Here is a 20,009-nt window from a genome sequence, read left to right on the forward strand (position 1 = left end):
GCACAAATTAGGCTAATGATAAAACCCAACAGTTACTTAACATTACCCAAAGGTATAACAACTTTTAGCAACTATTCTCTTTAAATAAGGCAAAAAGAAAGTTAATCTAATGAGGTGGTTAAAAACATTACTTCAACTGAACTATAGGGATATAAAGTCAGTATTTAATCTGTAATTCCCCTAGCTTACCTATAAAAAAGGACTATATAGTGAGATTTGAACAATTAGAACAGTTTGTAGCGCTTGGCCTACTTCGTCATTTTAGGCAAGCTGCAGAACAAACCCAAATTAGCACATCTGCGTTAACTCGTAGTATTCAAACTCTTGAAACAGAACTTGGCTATGAGCTTGTTACTCGCTCTACTCGCTCAGTTAAATTAACTCAAGCGGGGGAGCTTTTCCTCGACTTTGCAAAAAATACCCTCAATGAGCTAGAACAAATAAAACATCGTGCTTTTCAGTCAATTAATGGCACTGAAGAGAAAAAATTGGTTATTGGTTACACCACAACAACTAGCAGCATAGTACCAATTACCTGCGGTGAATTTTTAAGCCAATACCCGCATGTTAAAATCGAAATGCAGCTACAAAACAAAACTGAGCTTCATAGAAAGTTACTTCAAGGCGAAATTGACATTAGTGTATGCTCGCAAATAGTCAATAGCATTGGTAGCGACATACAATTACCTGATCAGCTTATTTTATTTTGTTCAAAACAACATCCTTTAGCAAATAAAAGCGATATTAGTAAAAAAGAACTCGAAAGTTATCCAATGTTCAGTTGTTTTTCACAGTCAAAACAAGTGCAATCAATGCTTAATGAAGTAGTAGACTCATTAAATAAAGTATCAACTATTAAAGTGGGCAGTATTGAGCAGGTCATGGCTGGACTTGAAAAATCAGACCATTTTGCGATTGCCGGTATTGAACACACCAGCTCTGTGGCAGAAAACCAAAATTTGATTCAACTTAAAACTAATAACGATATTAGCCATGAGCAACTTATTGTGCAAACCAGCCAACAAATAGAAGCAGGTGAGCATGTTGACCACTTACTCTCGCTAATAAATAAAGTCTCAAAAGCATAACATTACACCATGCGCTTTGGTGAACGCGATAAATTTGTAGCTTTAAAGTTTTTTTACATTAAACTAACGCTCCCTACTATTATGACTAGCGTTAATGAACAACTTTACAGCTTCTGGAATTTATCTAGAGCAGATTGAAACGCATGGTTATGCCATTATTGAAAACGCCATTGATAGTGACCTAATCTTTGATTTAATGGCAGATTGCTACAGAATAAATCCACACTTTAGCCTTGCTGGTATTGGTCGATTAAATAACTTGCAAATTGATAATACAGTTCGTAAAGACAAAACCTATTGGTTTGATGGCAGTTCAAATGCACAACTTGGCTACCAGCAAGTAATGGAAGCAGTTCGTAATACGCTTAATCGAACTTTCTTTATGGGTTTGTTTGATTATGAATGTCACTATGCAAAATATACGCAAGGTGATTTTTATAAAAAACATGTAGATGCATTTAAAGGTCGTTCAAACCGTGTTTTTACTACCGTATTATATTTGAACTCTCCAGAGGAAGGTGGAGAGCTAGTTATTTACAAGCCTAAAAGTAAAGACATAGAAATAGTAATAAAACCCACGGCAGGCACTTTGGTATTATTTGAAAGCGAACGCTTTGTACATGAAGTACTTCCTGCTGTTGATAACCGCTATTCGATTGCTGGTTGGTTCAGAAAAAACGCGTCAATTAGTGGCATTATCGACCCACCCCGTTAAGCAAAAACGGGGTAAGAAAATAATAAACCAATAAAAATAGCCAGTCCTACGTAATGGTTATTTAAAAATGCTTTAAAGCAATTATCTCGCTGGCGTAAATGAATCAAACGCTGTTGATACACAAGTAACATTGCTGCAATAGCTAATCCCAACCAAAAACTAAATCCTATTTGATTCATCAACCCAATTAAAACCATCAACGCAAAAAAGCTAAAGTTAAGTAGCGCTATAATATGGCGGTCATAACTGGCGAATAAAATAGCGGTTGATTTTACTCCTATTTTTAAATCATCGTCTCTATCAACCATTGCGTACATAGTGTCGTAAGCCACCGTCCAGCAAATATTGGCAATAAATAGCAACCATGCCTGCACGGGTAGAGAGTTTATTGATGCCATAAAAGCCATAGGGATTGCCCAACCAAAAGCCGCACCCAATACAACTTGAGGAAGTTGTGTGTAACGTTTCATAAAGGGATAACAAAACGCTAATCCAAGTGCACCAAACGATAACAAAATAGTATTGGTATTAAGCAGTAATACTAATAAAAAAGCGATGACAACGAGTAATAAAAACAAACTAATGGCTTCGCCACTACTTACCGCTCCGGTCGCTAGCGGCCGCTGACAAGTACGCTTTACTGAGCCATCAATTTTTCTATCTGCAAAGTCATTGATAACGCACCCTGCGCTACGCATAACTATTACCCCAAGGGTGAACACAATAAAATTTGTTAAGCTAGGCAAGCCATCATTCGCTATCCACAGTGCCCAATAAGTTGGCCAAAGTAGCAATAAGGTGCCTATGGGCTTATCAATTCGCATTAACTGGATGTAATAGGGAATATGATTAACAGACAAAGCGGCTAGTTTCATGAGTATAAGTAAGCTCCTGGTAAAAAAACCTCACAGACCAAAAATTGATAGTTATGTAAAGAAAATACGCTGCGTCTGCCCAGTAAAGAGCGATTCGGTAAATTAAGTTCGCTCACCAGTGATTGAAATGAGTGGCTATCATCAAAGCGCGCAATTTCAATATCGGTACGCTTTAACGCAGGATCTTGAAAGATTACATCACCTAACGGGCGTTCTCCCATATTGTGCAGCTGATTGTTTGTATTGTTACTTGTTATTGGCAACCAACTTTGAGCATAAACAATCGGTTGTTCATCACACAACAGTAACACTTCACGGTTAAGTACTGTACTTACCTGCTCACTTAATAGCGTTTGCTGTGATTGCGAAAGGTCTACTTTTTGCTCACTCAACACTTTTACAGCAAAACGCTGAGACTGACTTTTTAATTTAGCCGTTAAAGAATGCGGTTCAAATAACCACTCTTTCTCAGCGTTAGATAAGCCAGTGACTTGAGCGGTACTCTGCCAATCAGCAGATAAAGAAAGAGGAAAAGTAATCACAATAACTCTACTTGAAAAAAATCTGAGAGATCATAACATTGCCAACGAATTTGAAAAAGCGCGATTTACTCAATACCAAGCACATCTTGTGTCATAAAAAGCTAACCAGCATTTGACTCTCTCTATTGCCTATCCCAAACTTGAGTCCAGAGTACTTTTACAAACACAACAAATAACAGCATCTTGCTGTATCTTATTTACTAATAAGTATAAACTATTTGTAATTAGTTTACGGAAACGCTTTTGAAATGAAAAAAACAGTATTTACAGGCCTTTTTATTCTTTTAGTCAGCCTAAATAGCTTATCAGCACGTGCTGAGTCTACTGTGGGTTATTTTGGGTTTGAGCCAGACATTATTACCAATTACATTGGCCCATCGAGTAAAAAAATGGGTTACGTTCGTGTCACGGTAGATTTAATGCTAAACAAAACATCCGATATTGCCATTGTAGAACACCACACCCCGCTGTTACGTGATGCGCTAGTAGAGATATTATCAAAAGAGCCTGAAAACAAAATAAAGTCTTTAACAGGGCGTGAGCAAATTCGCCTTAAAAGCGCAGAAAAACTAAAAAGCTTACTTAAGGAAGAAACAGGCCAAGAAATAATCCGAGACCTGTTATTTACTAAATATTTATATCATTAGGCGCTTTTTGTTTTAAAAAGCTGGGCGGTATAGGCAAAAGCCATACCGCTAACAAGCCCACCTAAGTGTGCCCAATTAGCCATTCCAACAAATAATACATCTGCAAAACCAAGTACTAACCATACCAGCATAAAACCAACAATTGCGGTTGTAACCAGTGCAGGCTGTTTAGGGTTAAGCGCGCTGTAAATCCAACAAAAGCCTAATAACCCATATACAACACCGCTAAGCCCACCAAAGTTAGGACCGACCATTAAGTACTGTGCCCAATTACTTATTAAAGCGGTAGCTAAAAACAGCCCGATTAAACTCGACTTACCACATTGCTTTTCAATGTTGTCACCCAGCGATACCCACCAGATTAAGTTAAACACAATATGCATAGCGCTAAAATGCACAATAGCAGGTGTTAACCAGGTAAGTGGTGATGCAGGATTGAACTGCAACGCCATATAAATAGGCTCAAACGCACCAAATAAAAAAGCAACATAAACAACAATGCTGAGAATACTAACACCTTGATTAAGCCAGCTTAAGGCTTTAAAGCGGGCGACTAAATTAAGCGACTGCCCTTGATACTTTAGCGGTGACTGCGTAGTACCTACTTGCCATGATGCTTGTTGGTAACGCTCATGATTAGGGTTTTTAGCAAATTCGTTCCATAAAGGCTGCACTGTATGAAAGTCTTCAGGTGCCACACTAATAACAAGCGTATGGCCATCCTCAGTACGAATTTGCCCTGAAAGCCCTTGGCTTTTTAGGTAATCTATAAAGCCCTGTGCAGCACGGGGGTTAGTTAGACTGCCTAGCTCTATCATCGTGCTACTTTATCCTTGTAAGCGGCTTCCCACGCAGTAAAACCGCCATCCATGCTGTAAACATCTTCAAAGCCTTGCTCTACTAAGTAACTTGCTGCACCCTGTGAGCTCATGCCGTGATAACAAACAATAATAATCGGCTGGTCAAACTCTTTTTCCATCATAAATTGGGCGATATTTGCATTTGAAAGCGCTTCAGAGCCAGGAATGTGCCCTGTCTGATACGAGTTAGGATCGCGAATATCAGCAATCACCACATCTTCTTTGTCTAGCAGTTCGAGGGTTTGTGCGATTGATATATGTTTAAATGCCATAGTGCTCTCTTATAATTACAAAAAAGGCGACAAATGCCGCCTTTAATTCTCTTAACAGTGGATAATTAATCCCAGTTAAGAATTACTTTACCCGATTGGCCTGAAATCATCATATCAAAGCCAGCTTGGAAGTCATCAATTGAATACTGATGAGTAATAATTGGTTTTAAATCAAGTCCTGATTGAATCAAGCTGGCCATTTTGTACCAAGTTTCAAACATCTCACGACCGTAAATACCTTTGATCACTAAGCCTTTAAAAATTACTTGATTCCAATCGACCGCCATATCTGAAGGTGGAATACCTAACATAGCAATTTTGCCGCCATGATTCATGTTATTTAGCATGGCATTAAATGCACTCGGAACACCTGACATCTCTAAGCCAATATCAAAGCCTTCGGTCATACCTAGATCTTTAGCTACATCTTCAAGCTTTTCATTTGCAACGTTTACAGCACGCGTTGCGCCCATTTTACGCGCTAAGTCTAGGCGGTATTCATTTACGTCGGTAATAACCACATGACGTGCACCTACATGTTTAGCTACAGCTGCAGCCATAATACCAATAGGACCTGCACCAGTGATTAATACATCTTCACCCACTAAATCAAACGATAAAGCGGTATGTACTGCATTACCAAACGGGTCAAAAATAGAGGCCAGTTCATCGCTAATATTATCTGGGATTTTAAACGCATTAAATGCTGGGATCACTAGGTACTCAGCAAATGCACCTTCGCGGTTAACGCCCACACCGGTTGTATTTCGGCATAAATGAACGCGTCCAGCACGACAGTTCCGACAATGACCACAGGTTATATGACCTTCACCCGATACACGGTCACCAACTTCAAAACCGCGAACTTCTTGTCCCATGTCAATTACTTCACCCACGTATTCGTGGCCAACCACCATAGGCGTAGGAATGGTGTTTTGTGCCCACTCATCCCACTTATAAATGTGAACATCGGTGCCACAAATAGCCGTTTTACGTATCTTAATTAACAGATCGTTATGGCCTACTTCAGGCTTTGGCGCATCTGTCATCCAAATGCCCGGTTCTGCTTTTAACTTTGATAATGCTTTCATAATCCACACTCAATTAAAAAATCGCGACTATAACCGCGATTTAACAAGAAAATTAAATAACACCAATCTCTTTACCAATACGGGTAAATGCTGCAATGGCTGTATCAAGCTGTTCCTTGCTGTGCGCTGCAGAAATTTGGGTACGAATACGCGCCTGACCTTTTGGTACAACAGGGAATGAGAATCCAGTTACATAAATCCCTTCGGCCAAAAGCTTATCAGCCATAAGTGACGCTACTTTTGCATCCCCTAGCATCACTGGAATAATCGCATGATCTTTACCTGCACAGGTAAAACCTGCCGTTTCCATTTGCTCGCGGAAGTATTTAGCGTTTGACCATAGCTTAGCGCGAAGCTCACCGCCATTTTCAAGCATTTCTAGTACTTTGATTGACGCTGTTACAATTGAAGGCGCTAATGAATTTGAGAATAAGTAAGGACGAGAACGCTGACGAAGCCACTCAACAATTTCTTTTTTACCTGAGGTATAACCACCAGAAGCTCCACCAAGCGCTTTACCTAAGGTGCCAGTAATAATATCGACACGGTCGAGTACATTACAGTACTCAGGTGTACCTTTACCGTTTTCGCCAACAAAACCAACGGCATGTGAGTCATCAACCATAACGAGTGCGTCATATTTATCGGCTAAATCACACACTGCTTCTAAATTACAAATAACGCCATCCATTGAGAACACGCCATCAGTAGCAATTAGTTTAGTTTTAGCACCGGCTTCATCGGCTGCAATTAATTGCTTTTCTAAATCTGCCATATCGTTATTTGCATAACGGAAACGCTTTGCTTTACATAAACGAACACCATCAATAATAGAAGCATGGTTTAATGAATCAGAAATAATCGCATCGTCTGCACCTAAAATAGTTTCAAACAAGCCTGTATTCGCATCAAAACATGATGAATACAAAATGGTGTCTTCAGTCTCTAAAAATTGACTGATTTTTCTCTCAAGCGTCTTATGAATATCTTGTGTGCCACAAATGAAACGCACAGATGCCACACCGAAACCATGGTCATCTAAACCTTTTTGTGCAGCTGCAATTAGCTCTGGGCTGTTAGCTAAACCTAAGTAGTTGTTAGCACAAAAATTAATAACTTTATCACCTGATGCCACTTCAATTTGAGCTTGCTGCTGTGAAGTGATAACACGTTCATTTTTGTACAAACCTTCAGCTTTAACGTCTTCGATTTGCTGTTGTAATTGGCTAAAAAAAGCAGATGCTCTCATCTGTGATCTCCATTTGGTTGAACGGGTTAAACAGCAGACGCGTTGCTGCTATTTATAATGCGGGTATTGTAAAAGTTTAAGCGCCAAATTGCACTGTTTGTCATTCGTCGCAAATTAGCTAATTGGCAGGAAAAGCTGCCAGTTTACAGGCATGAGATATATATTAAATGAGATCAGCAAGCAAAACAGGAAGTTCCTTGATTGAGTCACAAACATAGTCAGCGGACTTTACGGCTTGCTCATCAACTGTTTGCCCCGAACGTACCAATACTTTAGTGCGTATATTGGCGCTTATAGCAGCTTGCATATCACCTCGTTTGTCCCCCACCATCAAACTCAGTGCAGGGTCGATATGATGATCTTTCATTCCTTGAAGTAACATACCAGGCGCTGGCTTTCTGCAATCGCAATCTGTTAAATACGCTGGTAATGCATTTTCAGGATGATGAGGACAAAAGTAAACATCAGTAATTTCAATTTGATGATGACTAAACTGCGCTTTCATCCATGTGTTAAGGGCAAAAAAATCGGCTTCTGAGTAATAACCTCGACCAATCCCTGATTGGTTCGTTACAACAATTATTTTGTAGCCCGCGTCATAAAATGCTTTACACGTTGAAAACACACCCTCTATAAATTCAAACTCTTCGCTTTTAAATACATAGCCATGATCAACATTTACTACACCATCACGGTCTAAAAAAAGCGCCTTATTTGTGTGTTTACCATTCATAATAACGACTCTTTTTTAACAACATGGTCAAACATTTCTTTTACTGTATCCGTAGTTATTTGACTCATTAAATCATCGCCTTTAACCCGAGTACCCCAAGGTAATTGCTCGGCGGTTTTACCTGTTTGCTTTAATAAGTTTTGGTGATAAACCTCAACCACGTAATCTTGGTATAAATAAGGCCCCGTTCGCGCTGGGTTTGAATGCGCATATAGACCAATAACCGGTGTGCCAACAGTCACCGCCATATGGGCTGGGCCTGTATCGGGCGCAAGTACTAAACCCGCACGCTTAAGTACGCACAATAATTCTTTGAGTTTTGTTTTACCCACCAAGTTCAGAATGGGTGAATCAGAGTGCTTAATGATGTTATTTGCTAAATTAATTTCCAGTTCAGTCGGTCCACCAGTTAATACTATTTTAAAACCTTGCGCATTGGCATAATCCGCAAGCGCGGCATAGCGTTCGGCTAACCAGTTACGCTGTGCTTTACTTGCTGCTGGCGAAATAACGAATAGCTTATGTGATAAATAATCGTCACCTAACAGCTCATCAGCTTTAGCTTGATCTTTGTCGGTGTAGGGCATATTCCAAACAGGGACATAATCATCAACACCAATCGCTTGAGCAAAGCCTTTAAACCCCTCTAAAACATGCGCCTGAGACTGGGCTTTAATGCGTTTATTAATAAATAAACTATGTAGCTCTTTTGAGCGAGCCCAGTCAAAACCAATTTTAACTTTGGCAGGAATACAGCGAGCGACAAAACCAGCTCTTAAAGCCACTTGCATATTAAGCAGTACATCAAAACACTGCCCTTTGAAGGTTTGCTTTAACTGTTTTAGTGCCGTTTTCCCTTGTTTTTTATCAAATACAACAAGCTCAACGCCAGGCAAATCTGCTAACAGCATCGCCTCGACCTTCCCTATCACCCATGTAATTTTAGCATTTGGATGCGCTTTTTGAATTGCTTGTACTGCACTCACTGCATGGCATACATCACCAATGGCAGAAAGACGTAAAATACAAATTGATGTGTAAGTAGGCGCTGAAGTCACACGTTTCCTTGGGAGTAAAATAGTTAAACCCGATCTTAAATTATAATCGCGTCATTGCAAGTACTTATCCTTAGCCTGAAAACACGTTAATATGTGCACATATTTAAGCGAATTCTATGAGCTATGTTTAATCAACACGTCAAAAATAACCATGTCATTTTAAGCCATCCTCAATATAGCACCGAAATAGAGTTAGATTGGTTTGAGCCCAATTTCTGGCAACAACAGCAAAAAATTGTCGGCGCTAAAAAGGGGCGTGCAACTGCTTGGTTTTTTAAACACGCAGATTTAACGGCTGTGTTGCGCCATTATTGGCGTGGCGGCCTAATAGGAAAACTACTCAGCGATCAATATTTATACTTCGGACTTGAGCATACCCGCGTTTATCAAGAGTTTAGCTTAATGACTCGATTAATAGAGTTAGGCTTAAATGTACCAAAGCCTATTGCAGCTAAAGTGAGCCGACATGGCTTTATTTACCGAGGTGATATTATTACTGAAGCGGTTAGCGGCGCTAAAAGTATATTAGATATACTGATTGAACGCACATTGAGTGAAGCTGAGATAAAAAAAATAGCGCAAACTATTGCCCAATTTCATAGTAAAGGGGTTTATCACGCTGATTTAAATATTAATAATATTTTATTTGATGACTCTGGTGACGTTTACATTATCGACTTTGACCGTGGCGAAATAAAAGTTCCCCATAAAAAATGGCAACAAAGCAATATGTCTCGCTTACAGCGCTCCTTTTTAAAAGAGCAAAGCCGCAATAGTAACTTTCATTGGCAGCAAAACGATTGGCAAACATTAGGCAACCAATACAACCAAGAGCTCGAATTCCAAAAAACTTGCTAAATCAACAACCTGAAAACTACACTTTTGATAACTAATAAGTATTATCAAACAACATGTTTTTCAAACCTTGTGTAATAATATCAAAGCTGTGGATTGTTTCTAAAGTAGAATACTTATCAATAATATATTTATAACGAGACTCTGTAAGTAACGTTTGCACTTTTTCACTTATATCAACAATATCAAGCTGTGCCTGGTAAACCACTTCTGTGCGAGTACAACGAGTGAGGCGCTCACCTTGATCTTTTGAAATAGCACACGCAATAGTGGGGGTTTGCAAGGCAATAGCTTGGAGTAAAGTATCACCCGCGCTTAATAATGCCACCTTTGCCTGACTTAGTAAGGCTAAAAACTCTTCACCCTGAAGACTTGCTAAACAAGTAAGCTCATCGGTATCTGGTAATGGGCTCGTATAGTTAGGACCAAACACCACAACCCCTTTTAAACCCGTTTTTTTCGCAATAATCAGTCCTGCTTTATAATAGATATCAGCACAGCTTTGCCCATTAATCGTATGCCCACCGGATCCTGCATTTACGATAAAAAATTCTTTTTCTTGTAAGTTATAACGTGTCAGTACATCACTTTTTTGTTGCTTGGAAGCAAAAACGGTAAATGGTCCTACATTTTTAGGGTATGCCAACTGCAGCATATTGAGCTTTAGTTTTTCATACCATGAAAGAGGGTCGATACAGTAATCAGGCTGAACCACCCAATGAGTATCAATAAGACCCGCTCTATTTAGCTTTAAGCCCTTTGCCCGTTTTTTTGTATGCTGAGAAATAAAAACCACTATAGCACCCACACTTCTCGCGGCCTTCATTTGTTCTGCTCGCCCTGCGCAATCAAATAGCACCACATCTGGTTTGTATTGCTCAATAAACTGACATACACGTGTGTTTTCTTTTGTTGCCGATTGATTTAACAGTAAAGTAGGAAACGGGCAACTTTTAGCGTAAGCCGTGTGCTTATTTAAAATGAAATGAATATCTAACTGCTTGTCGTACTCTGAGGTAAGAGTATGAGCTAGCTGTAATGAGCGCATATATTCACCAATACCTTCTGGCGATGACACGGGAATAAATAAAAGTCGTTTGTTGCTCATTACTATCTCTGCTTTTCCTTTGCAGCGAGTATATCAACGCCATCTTTTTTACGATAGAGCTACAGTGTTTTAATCTGTTCCAGAGTAATATTTTTTAGCTAACCTTTGTTTAATGAGTTGATTTAATTACTGCAATAAAAGGCGTAGATTGCTAGACTTAGCCGCAATTAAAATCACAAGGATCTGAGCTTTGCGAAACAAAATTTTTATACTCTCTTCACTTTTTTGTGCCGTAACCACAACCGTGAATGCTGAACCCTGGGTAAAGCCTGATGACTATGGTCTTAGAGCTGATATACAACAGCTTGCCGATGCTGGCATTATTTTAGCGCCAGTAACAACGTATCCATTAATGTGGAAAAGCTTTATTAATGATGTAAATAATACGACGTTAGAACAATTATCTCCTCGCCTGCAGGATGCGTTATTGCGTGTGAAACATCGTTATAAGTCAGAAAATAGTGGCTCTCATAGTGTACAACTTTCAGCTTCCGCCAACTCAGATCCATTAGCCGTTACTAGCTTTGGGGCAACAAATACTCAAGAGTCTGAATTAACAGCAGCTTATGCTTACCTAGGACATAACTTTGCGGCTAAAGTTGCGCTTAATCATCGCAGTGATGGCAAAAACTGTTTAGTCAATGGCAAAACAACTGACGATATAGCCAAAAATGAGCAAGTACTAACAGACTGTAATGATACCTCTTTAGATGACAGCTATTTAGCTTATCGTATGGGTAATTGGATTGTAAGAGCAGGTGCCGTTGAGCAATTTTGGGGCCCAGGTGTTGATAACAGCTTAATTATGTCTGGTAATTCAAAGCCACTTCCCGCAATAAGCCTCAGCCGAGAACAAAGTAGCGCGTTCGAAACGCCTTGGCTTAGCTGGATTGGTCAGTGGAGCTTTACAGCACAAATGGCTAAGCTTGAGTCAACCCGAGTTGTACCTGATGCATTATTATGGAGTACTCGTTTAAATCTTCGTCCAATTCAACAATTAGAAATTGGCTTTAGTTGGTCAGCACAATGGGCTGGCAAGGGACAACCCAGTTCAGCAGGCGATTTTTTTGATTTAATAACCGGCGGAGGTGAATGTGTTGATGGTACCAATGATTGTGATGGTGAGCTTATAACTCGCTTGGGTAATCAACTCGCGGGCTTTGATATTCGTTGGTCTGACACTTTGTTTAATCAACCTTATGCGGTATATGCAAGCACGATTGGTGAAGATACCAGTGGCGGCATTAAGCCAGTAGACAGAGGCTATCTTGGTGGAATACAAACTACGACTCGTATTTATAATCAGAATATTTTATTTAACCTAGAATACACTGATACCGGCGTAGCGTGTTCTGCCACATCAGCAACTGAAAACTGCTTCTATGAGCACAGTATTTATAATTCAGGGTATCGTTACCATGGTCGCCCTATCGGCTCTACCTATGATAATGATGCGCAATCGCTAGTGTTAACCGTACTTGGGCAACTCTCAAGCGGAACTGACTGGCAAGTAAAATTACGTGATATAGACTACAACAGCGACAACCGTGATAGATACCCAAATAACCCAGACTTAGGTAACTCGATTACCAAAACAGCATTTAGCTCTAAACAGCTTGAAGTACGTTACAGAATGCTTGCCATGGGGGGGCGCTTGACCCTTGGTGGACTTGCCTCTAATAACGATGGAGCAGAAAACGATACGTCTGCATTTGCAAAGTTCGAATATAACTTTTAGTTTTGCAAGCATTAAAAAAGGGGATAAACCAAAGTTTATCCCCTTTTTTATTTCACTAACTAGCTAGCTTTTTATTTTGCTAATCACTTTTGATGTAGAGCAACCATCTAAAAACTCAAGCACTTCTACCTTTCCGCCATGACGCAACACGTGCTCAGCACCAGCAATTTGCTCAACAGTGTAATCACCACCTTTAACAAGAATATCTGGGCTAATTTGCTCAATTAGCTTTGCTGGAGTGTCATTTTCAGCCTCACTGCCAAACGGAATAACCCAATCAACTGAGGCTAATGCACTTAAAACCATAGCACGCTCATCTAATGGGTTAATTGGGCGCTCAGGGCCTTTTAAACGGGCAATGGATTCATCATTATTTAAACCAACCACTAATCTATCACCACGCGCTTTAGCTTGCGCTAAATAGCGCACATGGCCTGCATGCAAAATATCAAAACAACCATTAGTAAATACAATGGTTTCTCCATTTTGCTTTGCAAATTCAATATGTTGTAATACATCATCAAATGGGGTTTGATAATGCTCGCCAGTGGCTTGTAAGTATTGGCCTAACTTGCGGCTCAACTCTTCAGGAGAAACGGTCGCCGCTCCCAATTTACTTACTGCAATACCGGCAGCTAAGTTTGCAATTTCGACTGCATCTTTGGCGGTCATACCCGCACCTAGCATTACAGCTAATGTAGCAATAACAGTATCGCCCGCACCGGTTACATCACTTACTTCGAGTTGTTGCGCTGCAAAGTCATGCTTTTGCGTTGCATCAATTAATGACATACCTTGTTCTGAGCGTGTTAGTAGCATGGCGTTAATACCCGCATCACTGATCAGGGTACGCGCGCTGCTAGCAAGCAACTCTTCTGAGCCAACTTGACCACCTGCTAATTTAAACTCATTTAAATTAGGGGTTATGTAATCAGCCCCTCGGTACAACTCTAAATCAGATGATTTAGGGTCAACAAGCACAGTTTTTCCTGCTTTTTTAGCAACCGAAATCATTTTTTTGATTAACGCAAGTGAGCCTTTGTTGTAATCAGAAAATACAATAAAGTCGTAATCACTCAACACCAGCTCTAATCGATTTAATAACAACTGGCTATGAGACTCATTAAAAGCCTCTTCTAAATCTAAACGCACAACTTGCTGATGACGACTGATCACCCGCATTTTAGAAATAGTGGGCAAATCACATACACTCACAAGCTGTGAATTTATTTTTTCACCTTCTAGAATGTTTTCTAAAATTTGTCCGCTTTCATCCTCGCCAATTAGGCCGAGTAAACCTACTTTGCCATCTAGACGGGCTATATTTTTAGCCACATTTGCGGCACCACCGGCTTTGTCTTCAAATTTACTGACTTTTACAACGGGTACTGGTGCCTCCGGCGAAATACGGCCAGAATCACCATACCAGTAGCGGTCGAGCATAACGTCACCAACCACTAAAATACGCGCTGCTGATAAGTTTTTTAATAGCGATAAATCCATTACTGCTGCTCCGCAACAACCATATCCATGGCTTCACACAGCCAATGGCCAATAAACATGTGCGCCTCTTGAATACGGGCTGTTTCATCATTTTTAATAATAATAGGTAACTTAGCGATGTCTTTTACTTTACCTCCATCGCGACCTGTAAATGCAACAGTGAATGCTCCTATTTTATTAGCGGCTTCTAACGCTAAATTAATATTATTACTGGTGCCCGATGTAGTTAAGCCAATTACAATATCTTCAGGTTTACATAACGCCTGAACTTGGCGTTCAAATACTGTGTCAAAATGATAGTCATTACTGTGCGCTGTTAAAATAGAGGTGTCTGTGGTTAGAGCAATAGACGCTAACGGTCCTCGCTCTAACTTATAACGTACCACAAACTCTGCAGCCAAATGCTGAGCATCAGCCGCACTGCCGCCATTACCAAACCAAACAACCTTACCACCAGCCTGTAAAGCACTATGACATGCTTCTAACAACTGCATTACCTCTTGATGATACGCCTCCATGGTTTCGAACAATACTTGGTGACGATTTAAACTTTCTAGGTAGCTAGTTGCCACTGAATCTATAATTGACATGAGATATTCCTCTTGGAACTGAAATGGCAGGAAAAATTAATTTCATTATTCCATAATTTTATAGCCAAATCACCTCTATATAACTAAATTAAAGCACGGGCAGAAAGTTATTATTCAGATAAAGAAGGGTTTTTGCGTTGTTACCTTTTTCAAGTAGCTATTTTATATTGGTGTATTTAGATAAAAACGATTTCACGTTAAACTAGCGTCACTTTCATTTACATAAAGCACAGTATGGCACGCCTTTTTTATTCACTCGCATTAATTATTATTAGCCCGCTGATCGTATTTTACTTATATGTATTAAGAGGTAAAAAAAACGCAGGATATCGCGCTTATTTTAAGGAACGTTTTGGCTTCATAAGCCGCGCTTTATTTTCAAATAACAACAAACCGGTTGTATTTCATTGTGCTTCTGTGGGCGAGGTGTTAGCTGCCACTCCTTTAATTAAAGCCCTACAACATGAACAACCGCAGTTAAATATTTTAATTACCTGCAATACTCCAACAGGACGAGAGCAAGTTACCGCACAATTTAAAAACAGCGTTGCTGTTAGTTATTTACCAATTGATTTTCCTATGGCCACCACTCGCTTTTTAAAACGAGTAAAACCGCAATTACTCTGTATTTTAGAAACTGAACTATGGCCGAACTTAATGGCTAATGCGTACAAACAAAATATACCTGTATTGGTAGTTAACGCACGTCTATCTGAAAAGTCTCAGCAAGGCTACGAAAAAGTGGCCCAGCTAACTCGCAGTATCATGCAATCAATTACCGCACTTGCAAGTCACGACAAAACCGATGCAAATCGCTTTATTGAATTAGGGCTACCTGCTAAAAAAAGCCATGTAACGGGATCAATAAAATTTGATATTACCCCAACCACTGCACAACTCGATAAAGTAGCCTCTTTAAAGCAATATTATAAAAAAGCAGAACGCTTTATATGGGTCGCAGGTTCTACACACCCTATAGAGCATGAGTTTATTTTAGCAGCCCACCAGCAACTACTAGAAACACATCCTGACGCTTTGCTGATCATTGCGCCACGTCACCCCGAACAATTTGATAAAGTTGCAGAGCTACTGACTCACTCGAATCTTAGCTTTAGTCGTCGCAGTCAAAAAAATTATAACAATGAACAAGTTGTGTTAGCCGACACATTAGGTGAATTACAATATCTATATGGTGCCGCTAATATTAGCTTTATTGGTGGCAGTTTAATTCGCCGTGGTGGCCATAACCCATTAGAGTCTGCAGCTTTTGCAGTGGGTATACTTACCGGCCCTCATACCTACAACTTTAACCATGTTTACCCTGAACTTATTAGACTAAAAGGCGCCCATGAGGTTGAAAATACTGACGAACTGGCGCTTGCATTGCTTCGCTTGATTAAAAACACCAAAGCGTGTGATATTCTTGGTAGTAAAGCAGCTCAGTGCGTTGCTAAAAACCAAGGCGCTATTGCCAAAACGCTTGCTATTATAACTCCTTATTTAGAGCCAAAACCGTGACCAACTTAGCTATATCTCAAACCCGTGAATGGGTAAGCGCTGTGATTGTAAAATACAATTTTTGTCCATTTGCCCGTAAAGAAGTTGAAAATAACTGCATTCACTACACCATTAGTAACACCTCAAAAATTGATGATGCTGTTATGGATATGCTTGAACAATGTACCCAGCTTGACCGTGATCCTCAGCGTGAAACAACTTTATTAATACTTGATAATGGCTTTACTGATTTTGAAGATTTTTTAGACCTTGTTGATTTAGCCAATGCGCTATTAGTTGCACAAGGTTTTGAGGGGAAGTACCAAATTGCAAACTTTCATCCTGACTATGTTTTTGCTGATAGTGATGAAGATGACGCTGCAAATTATACTAATCGCTCGCCTTTTCCTACTTTACACTTAATACGTGAGGCAAGTATGAGCGCGGCACTAGATGAATACAACGAGCCGGAGTCAATTCCTGAACACAATATCAACTTAGCTCGCCGTAAAGGCATTCACTTTTGGCAGCAGCTACTTAAAAATTGCAAAAAACCGAGCGCATAAGCTCGGTTTTTGGTTTTTAATTATGCGCAGAGTTATTTTTTAACCCACTCACCATTAACTTCAACGAAATGCCCTGCTTGGGTTTTTTCAATGGTTTTTGCCGCCGCTAGTGCTTCTACTTGAGCAAGTGACAGGTTGTTCTTTTTCGCAAGTTTTAAATATTGTGCTTTGCGCTTTGCGTTAATTTCATCAACAACCGCTTTAGCCTCTGCATTTTGTACAACCAAACCTAAATAACCTGAGCTATCTTCACCCACAAGCCCTTGGTTTTTAGCATCATCTAAACTAATTGCCCAAGCAGAAAATGACAATAAAGCGGCACTTAGAAGTGTGATCACATTTAACTTTTTATTTTTTAATAAACTCATAATTGCTCCTTAGAATAACTCACTGTCATCGCTAAATAAGTCATCTAGCTCTTTATCAACTTTTACGCGAATTTCATGATCAACCTTCACATTTAAATTAATGGTGATAGGCTCTTTCGCTGCCACTTCAACGCGGTGCGTACATGCACTAAGCAACCCCAGTGCTGTAAGTATTATCAGCCATTTAGTCATTTTTAGTTCCTTTTGTTGAATACTCTTGTTCAACTTTTTGAGTAATTTCATCACTTAAGCGCAATGCTCTTAAGAGTGTAAAAACATTTTCTTCATGGTTGTAATTAAAGTTAACTTGCTGCGCCTGTTCCTTATTGTATCCCTTTAAGTTTACACCTAAATAAAGCCAACCGTCAGGCTTTAAGTCAACACTACTGTTTAAGCTCTGAATGTCTAAATCTTCCAACAAGCTTAAAATCGGGTCCAGTTCTTGTTGCTGAGCTTTAACTGCATCAAAAGCTGCATTGTCAGTAATAACTAGTTTACCTGTTCCTTGGTTAGATAATTCACCGGATTTTACCGAAATACCTTGTTGATCAAAGTAAACGGGTAAGCGGCCATTCACTCGACCAGTTAGTGTAATGCCCGATTTATCATCTAAGGTAATAAGTTTACTCGCATCAATATTTTCAAATGTGACCAAAGACTGCTGCGCTTTTTCCGTCACTTTGTAGCTATCCAAAGCAAAACGACCACCAAGTACATCAGCAGTTATTTCTTCAGCGCGAGCAATAGAGTTCTCAACACTAAAATTACCGACAATGTTACTCACAACAGCACCTGCTCGTAACTCATTTAATTCAAATGTAGTAGGAGCCACATTAAGCTGCCCTGAATCATAAGAACCCGTTAAGCGACTGCTAAAATGCTTAGCTAAATAATCGTTGTATAAGCCACTTACCTGTTCGACTTGAAATGCAAACTCAGCCTGCTGTAAATTAACATCTCCGCGAACAACTCCATTAAAGCTACCGTCGGTCAGCGTGGCTAATGGTTCAAACTGCTGTAAAACAGGGTTAAATTTAGTCACAGCTTGATCTGCAACTGTTATCTCAAATGGGTGTTCCACAGCAGATATGTGGTGACTGGCTACCAACTCAATACCATCAATAAATACATGATGTGAGGCTTGAAGCGCCCGACTTTGCAGGCCTTTAGAGCTTATGCGAATATTACTTAGGTTTAAAAGATCACTGTTAAGTTGGGTAAGTTTAGTTTCACTGTTTAAATCGACAAATAATTCGCCAACAGCCAAACTAGAAGATGCTGATAATTGATTATTTACACCACGCACTTGGTATTGCTCATAAGCCACTGAGCGTAAATGGCTATCCAAGCTTGCGTTGATATTTTGTTTATCGTCAATCTCAGTCGTAAACTGTGCCTTGTAGCCCTTTACTGTTAATTTATCAAAACTAAGCTCAGCAAAACCAATCTCGCTGGTTATTTTCGCATTTTGCTGACGCTGTAAAACATTCTCTATTTGAAATAGGCCAGTGCTTGCTACCTTTTTAGCTGATACAGGTAAAAAACCAGGCAGCTCATCGACGTTTAATTGGTAGTTGCCATTCACAGCCAAGTTATTTAAAGCTGCATCTATTTCTATATGCTCAATACCTTCGCTGATAAACAATAACTTAATATTGCCTTTGGCATACTCTAACGGCTGCTGAACATTAATTGCTAGGTTTTTCAGGCTCAGCTTCGTTTCACTATTTTTAGTGTTTAATAGCATTGACGGTATAACAAGTTGTCCGTTTTCAAACTTTGCCGTATCACTGAGCATCAATTGCCATTTTAACGGCAGCTGCTTGGCTACAAATTCACGCTGTGATTGATTGTTTATAAGTGCCAAACAATCACTATCAAACGTTACCAAGCTGGTTAATTGCTGTGTATTTAACAAGGCTTTTTTATCGTTAAAGTGATAGTAAATATTCATATCACCAAAAGCCTTTAGCGTTACTGGGCATTTACTAAATTGCTGTGTAAACTCAGCATCTATGTTTGATTTTATATCAACGGATAACCCATCAAAGGTGAACTCATGCCCACTGTTTAATGAAAGCGCGGGTATCGGCTTTAGCTTTGTTAGTAATCCATCAACTAACTTAAAGTGACCAGTAATTTTATGATTGCTGACTGTTACCTCTGCGATTGCATCACCTGAAATCACAAATGTATTTAGCTTCTCTTCACCAATGCTAACCACTAATTCATCATGAAGTTGTGGGTGGGTAATTAACAATCTTTTGATATCAATTTTCGGCCGCTCTTTGGGTAAACTAAGTGCCAGCTTTTTGAAGGAGTTATTACTTGTTGAGACACTCTCGCTATCATTTAAACGAAGATTAGCGCGGCCAACAGTTATTTTTTTTGTATCAGCCACAATGCCACCAAGCTCAATTTGATGGCCTTGGTAAGTCAAACATAACCGGTTTACGTTTAAGCTAATATTTGCATTTAGTGACCAATCTAAACAATGTAGTTCAACGCCAGATTGGCTCAAAGATGGCGCTATAGCCCATTGAGTTATAGGCATACGAAATACATAACCCAGTGTTAGAACACTCAGAAATAAAAACACGATTCCCCATGCGATGCGTTTGATCATACTATCCTTAATTTGAACCTTGAACCTT

At 39.6% G+C, this 20,009-nt stretch carries 21 protein-coding genes; 7 read left to right on the forward strand and 14 right to left on the reverse strand.

Going from position 1 to position 20,009, the window contains the following annotated elements:
- The first annotated feature begins 209 nt into the window (after nt 1–209).
- Nucleotides 210–1,088 (forward strand): LysR family transcriptional regulator, encoded by an 879-nt coding sequence (locus ACZ5WS_RS15610; protein ID WP_138605089.1) that lies wholly within the window; start codon nt 210–212, stop codon nt 1,086–1,088.
- Between the two features lie 94 nt (nt 1,089–1,182).
- Nucleotides 1,183–1,803 (forward strand): 2OG-Fe(II) oxygenase, encoded by a 621-nt coding sequence (locus tag ACZ5WS_RS15615; RefSeq protein WP_054201981.1) that lies wholly within the window; start codon nt 1,183–1,185, stop codon nt 1,801–1,803.
- On the opposite strand, the gene ubiA is transcribed toward ACZ5WS_RS15615, so the two are convergent.
- Both ubiA and ACZ5WS_RS15625 read right to left on the reverse strand, forming a co-directional pair.
- Nucleotides 1,800–2,678 (reverse strand): 4-hydroxybenzoate octaprenyltransferase, encoded by an 879-nt coding sequence (ubiA, locus tag ACZ5WS_RS15620; RefSeq protein ID WP_464709725.1) that lies wholly within the window; start codon nt 2,676–2,678, stop codon nt 1,800–1,802. The two genes, ACZ5WS_RS15615 and ubiA, sit on opposite strands and share 4 nt — an antisense overlap.
- Nucleotides 2,675–3,220 (reverse strand): chorismate--pyruvate lyase family protein, encoded by a 546-nt coding sequence (locus ACZ5WS_RS15625; protein WP_138605094.1) that lies wholly within the window; start codon nt 3,218–3,220, stop codon nt 2,675–2,677. The genes ubiA and ACZ5WS_RS15625 overlap by 4 nt, the downstream gene beginning before the upstream one ends.
- A gap of 248 nt (nt 3,221–3,468) precedes the next feature.
- Between ACZ5WS_RS15625 and ACZ5WS_RS15630 the strand changes: the two genes are divergently transcribed.
- Nucleotides 3,469–3,867 (forward strand): flagellar basal body-associated protein FliL, encoded by a 399-nt coding sequence (locus tag ACZ5WS_RS15630; RefSeq protein WP_464709726.1) that lies wholly within the window; start codon nt 3,469–3,471, stop codon nt 3,865–3,867.
- On the opposite strand, the gene glpG is transcribed toward ACZ5WS_RS15630, so the two are convergent.
- The 6 genes from glpG to ACZ5WS_RS15660 all read right to left on the reverse strand — a co-directional run bounded on the left by glpG (nt 3,864) and on the right by ACZ5WS_RS15660 (nt 9,130).
- Nucleotides 3,864–4,685 (reverse strand): rhomboid family intramembrane serine protease GlpG, encoded by an 822-nt coding sequence (glpG, locus tag ACZ5WS_RS15635; protein WP_138605095.1) that lies wholly within the window; start codon nt 4,683–4,685, stop codon nt 3,864–3,866. The genes ACZ5WS_RS15630 and glpG overlap by 4 nt on opposite strands.
- Nucleotides 4,682–4,999, reverse strand: coding sequence for a thiosulfate sulfurtransferase GlpE (gene glpE, locus ACZ5WS_RS15640; RefSeq protein WP_010390998.1), 318 nt, complete (start codon nt 4,997–4,999; stop codon nt 4,682–4,684). Before glpE ends, glpG begins: the two co-directional genes overlap by 4 nt.
- Before the next feature lie 65 nt (nt 5,000–5,064).
- Entirely contained in the window at nt 5,065–6,090 is a 1,026-nt protein-coding gene (gene tdh / locus ACZ5WS_RS15645) for an L-threonine 3-dehydrogenase (RefSeq protein WP_013464286.1), read from the reverse strand.
- Between the two features lie 52 nt (nt 6,091–6,142).
- A complete protein-coding gene (locus tag ACZ5WS_RS15650; protein WP_138605097.1) occupies nt 6,143–7,339 on the reverse strand; it encodes a glycine C-acetyltransferase in 1,197 nt (398 codons plus the stop codon).
- Between the two features lie 163 nt (nt 7,340–7,502).
- The gene (gene gmhB, locus ACZ5WS_RS15655) at nt 7,503–8,072 is read right to left on the reverse strand and encodes a D-glycero-beta-D-manno-heptose 1,7-bisphosphate 7-phosphatase (RefSeq protein WP_138605098.1); all 570 of its coding nucleotides are present in this window, start codon (nt 8,070–8,072) and stop codon (nt 7,503–7,505) included.
- Nucleotides 8,069–9,130, reverse strand: coding sequence for a glycosyltransferase family 9 protein (locus tag ACZ5WS_RS15660; protein WP_464709735.1), 1,062 nt, complete (start codon nt 9,128–9,130; stop codon nt 8,069–8,071). The genes gmhB and ACZ5WS_RS15660 overlap by 4 nt, the downstream gene beginning before the upstream one ends.
- A 123-nt stretch (nt 9,131–9,253) precedes the next feature.
- On the opposite strand from ACZ5WS_RS15660, the gene ACZ5WS_RS15665 reads away from it, so the two are divergent.
- Nucleotides 9,254–9,988 carry a 3-deoxy-D-manno-octulosonic acid kinase gene (locus tag ACZ5WS_RS15665; RefSeq protein ID WP_138605101.1) on the forward strand — a complete coding sequence of 245 codons (735 nt, stop codon included), beginning with the start codon at nt 9,254–9,256 and terminating at the stop codon, nt 9,986–9,988.
- 31 nt (nt 9,989–10,019) lie between these two features.
- On the opposite strand, the gene ACZ5WS_RS15670 is transcribed toward ACZ5WS_RS15665, so the two are convergent.
- Nucleotides 10,020–11,093 (reverse strand): glycosyltransferase family 1 protein, encoded by a 1,074-nt coding sequence (locus ACZ5WS_RS15670; protein ID WP_138605103.1) that lies wholly within the window; start codon nt 11,091–11,093, stop codon nt 10,020–10,022.
- Between the two features lie 190 nt (nt 11,094–11,283).
- Between ACZ5WS_RS15670 and ACZ5WS_RS15675 the strand changes: the two genes are divergently transcribed.
- Complete coding sequence (locus ACZ5WS_RS15675) at nt 11,284–12,831, forward strand: capsule assembly Wzi family protein (protein WP_138605105.1); 1,548 nt, start codon at nt 11,284–11,286, stop codon at nt 12,829–12,831.
- 63 nt (nt 12,832–12,894) lie between these two features.
- On the opposite strand, the gene hldE is transcribed toward ACZ5WS_RS15675, so the two are convergent.
- Nucleotides 12,895–14,334: a bifunctional D-glycero-beta-D-manno-heptose-7-phosphate kinase/D-glycero-beta-D-manno-heptose 1-phosphate adenylyltransferase HldE gene (gene hldE / locus ACZ5WS_RS15680; RefSeq protein ID WP_464709742.1), complete on the reverse strand. Its 1,440-nt coding sequence runs from the start codon at nt 14,332–14,334 to the stop codon at nt 12,895–12,897.
- Nucleotides 14,334–14,924: a D-sedoheptulose-7-phosphate isomerase gene (locus ACZ5WS_RS15685; protein WP_008115583.1), complete on the reverse strand. Its 591-nt coding sequence runs from the start codon at nt 14,922–14,924 to the stop codon at nt 14,334–14,336. Before ACZ5WS_RS15685 ends, hldE begins: the two co-directional genes overlap by 1 nt.
- 234 nt (nt 14,925–15,158) lie before the next feature.
- Here ACZ5WS_RS15685 and waaA point away from each other — a divergent pair, with 234 nt between their 5' ends.
- Nucleotides 15,159–16,442 carry a lipid IV(A) 3-deoxy-D-manno-octulosonic acid transferase gene (waaA, locus tag ACZ5WS_RS15690; protein WP_138605108.1) on the forward strand — a complete coding sequence of 428 codons (1,284 nt, stop codon included), beginning with the start codon at nt 15,159–15,161 and terminating at the stop codon, nt 16,440–16,442.
- Nucleotides 16,439–16,987, forward strand: coding sequence for a DUF1415 domain-containing protein (locus tag ACZ5WS_RS15695; RefSeq protein WP_464709747.1), 549 nt, complete (start codon nt 16,439–16,441; stop codon nt 16,985–16,987). Before waaA ends, ACZ5WS_RS15695 begins: the two co-directional genes overlap by 4 nt.
- Nucleotides 16,988–17,019: 32 nt before the next feature.
- Here ACZ5WS_RS15695 and ACZ5WS_RS15700 read toward each other — a convergent pair whose 3' ends face one another.
- Genes ACZ5WS_RS15700 through ACZ5WS_RS15710 form a run of 3 tightly spaced genes read right to left on the reverse strand, consistent with a single transcriptional unit; the run spans nt 17,020 to nt 19,981 of the window.
- The gene (locus ACZ5WS_RS15700; protein ID WP_008115577.1) at nt 17,020–17,355 is read right to left on the reverse strand and encodes a YdbL family probable chaperone protein; all 336 of its coding nucleotides are present in this window, start codon (nt 17,353–17,355) and stop codon (nt 17,020–17,022) included.
- Between the two features lie 9 nt (nt 17,356–17,364).
- Complete coding sequence (locus ACZ5WS_RS15705; RefSeq protein ID WP_008115575.1) at nt 17,365–17,547, reverse strand: YnbE family lipoprotein; 183 nt, start codon at nt 17,545–17,547, stop codon at nt 17,365–17,367.
- On the reverse strand, nt 17,540–19,981 hold the full coding sequence (locus ACZ5WS_RS15710) for an intermembrane phospholipid transport YdbH family protein (protein WP_138605113.1): 2,442 nt from the start codon (nt 19,979–19,981) through the stop codon (nt 17,540–17,542). Before ACZ5WS_RS15710 ends, ACZ5WS_RS15705 begins: the two co-directional genes overlap by 8 nt.
- Nucleotides 19,982–20,009 lie beyond the last annotated feature (28 nt).

It is taken from the genome of Pseudoalteromonas sp. 11L1, from assembly GCF_055397545.1.

Excerpts from the sequence above, each read along its gene's own strand:
- gmhB (WP_138605098.1), bottom strand. The coding sequence starts at position 8,072 with ATGAATGGTAAACACACAAATAAGGCGCTTTTTTTAGACCGTGATGGT.
- ACZ5WS_RS15665 (WP_138605101.1), top strand. The coding sequence starts at position 9,254 with ATGTTTAATCAACACGTCAAAAATAACCATGTCATTTTAAGCCATCCT.
- tdh (WP_013464286.1), bottom strand. The coding sequence starts at position 6,090 with ATGAAAGCATTATCAAAGTTAAAAGCAGAACCGGGCATTTGGATGACA.
- ACZ5WS_RS15630 (WP_464709726.1), top strand. The coding sequence starts at position 3,469 with ATGAAAAAAACAGTATTTACAGGCCTTTTTATTCTTTTAGTCAGCCTA.
- ACZ5WS_RS15650 (WP_138605097.1), bottom strand. The coding sequence starts at position 7,339 with ATGAGAGCATCTGCTTTTTTTAGCCAATTACAACAGCAAATCGAAGAC.
- ACZ5WS_RS15700 (WP_008115577.1), bottom strand. The coding sequence starts at position 17,355 with ATGAGTTTATTAAAAAATAAAAAGTTAAATGTGATCACACTTCTAAGT.
- glpE (WP_010390998.1), bottom strand. The coding sequence starts at position 4,999 with ATGGCATTTAAACATATATCAATCGCACAAACCCTCGAACTGCTAGAC.
- waaA (WP_138605108.1), top strand. The coding sequence starts at position 15,159 with ATGGCACGCCTTTTTTATTCACTCGCATTAATTATTATTAGCCCGCTG.
- ACZ5WS_RS15685 (WP_008115583.1), bottom strand. The coding sequence starts at position 14,924 with ATGTCAATTATAGATTCAGTGGCAACTAGCTACCTAGAAAGTTTAAAT.
- ACZ5WS_RS15670 (WP_138605103.1), bottom strand. The coding sequence starts at position 11,093 with ATGAGCAACAAACGACTTTTATTTATTCCCGTGTCATCGCCAGAAGGT.
- ACZ5WS_RS15615 (WP_054201981.1), top strand. The coding sequence starts at position 1,183 with ATGAACAACTTTACAGCTTCTGGAATTTATCTAGAGCAGATTGAAACG.
- ACZ5WS_RS15710 (WP_138605113.1), bottom strand. The coding sequence starts at position 19,981 with ATGATCAAACGCATCGCATGGGGAATCGTGTTTTTATTTCTGAGTGTT.
- ubiA (WP_464709725.1), bottom strand. The coding sequence starts at position 2,678 with ATGAAACTAGCCGCTTTGTCTGTTAATCATATTCCCTATTACATCCAG.
- glpG (WP_138605095.1), bottom strand. The coding sequence starts at position 4,685 with ATGATAGAGCTAGGCAGTCTAACTAACCCCCGTGCTGCACAGGGCTTT.
- hldE (WP_464709742.1), bottom strand. The coding sequence starts at position 14,334 with ATGGATTTATCGCTATTAAAAAACTTATCAGCAGCGCGTATTTTAGTG.
- ACZ5WS_RS15705 (WP_008115575.1), bottom strand. The coding sequence starts at position 17,547 with ATGACTAAATGGCTGATAATACTTACAGCACTGGGGTTGCTTAGTGCA.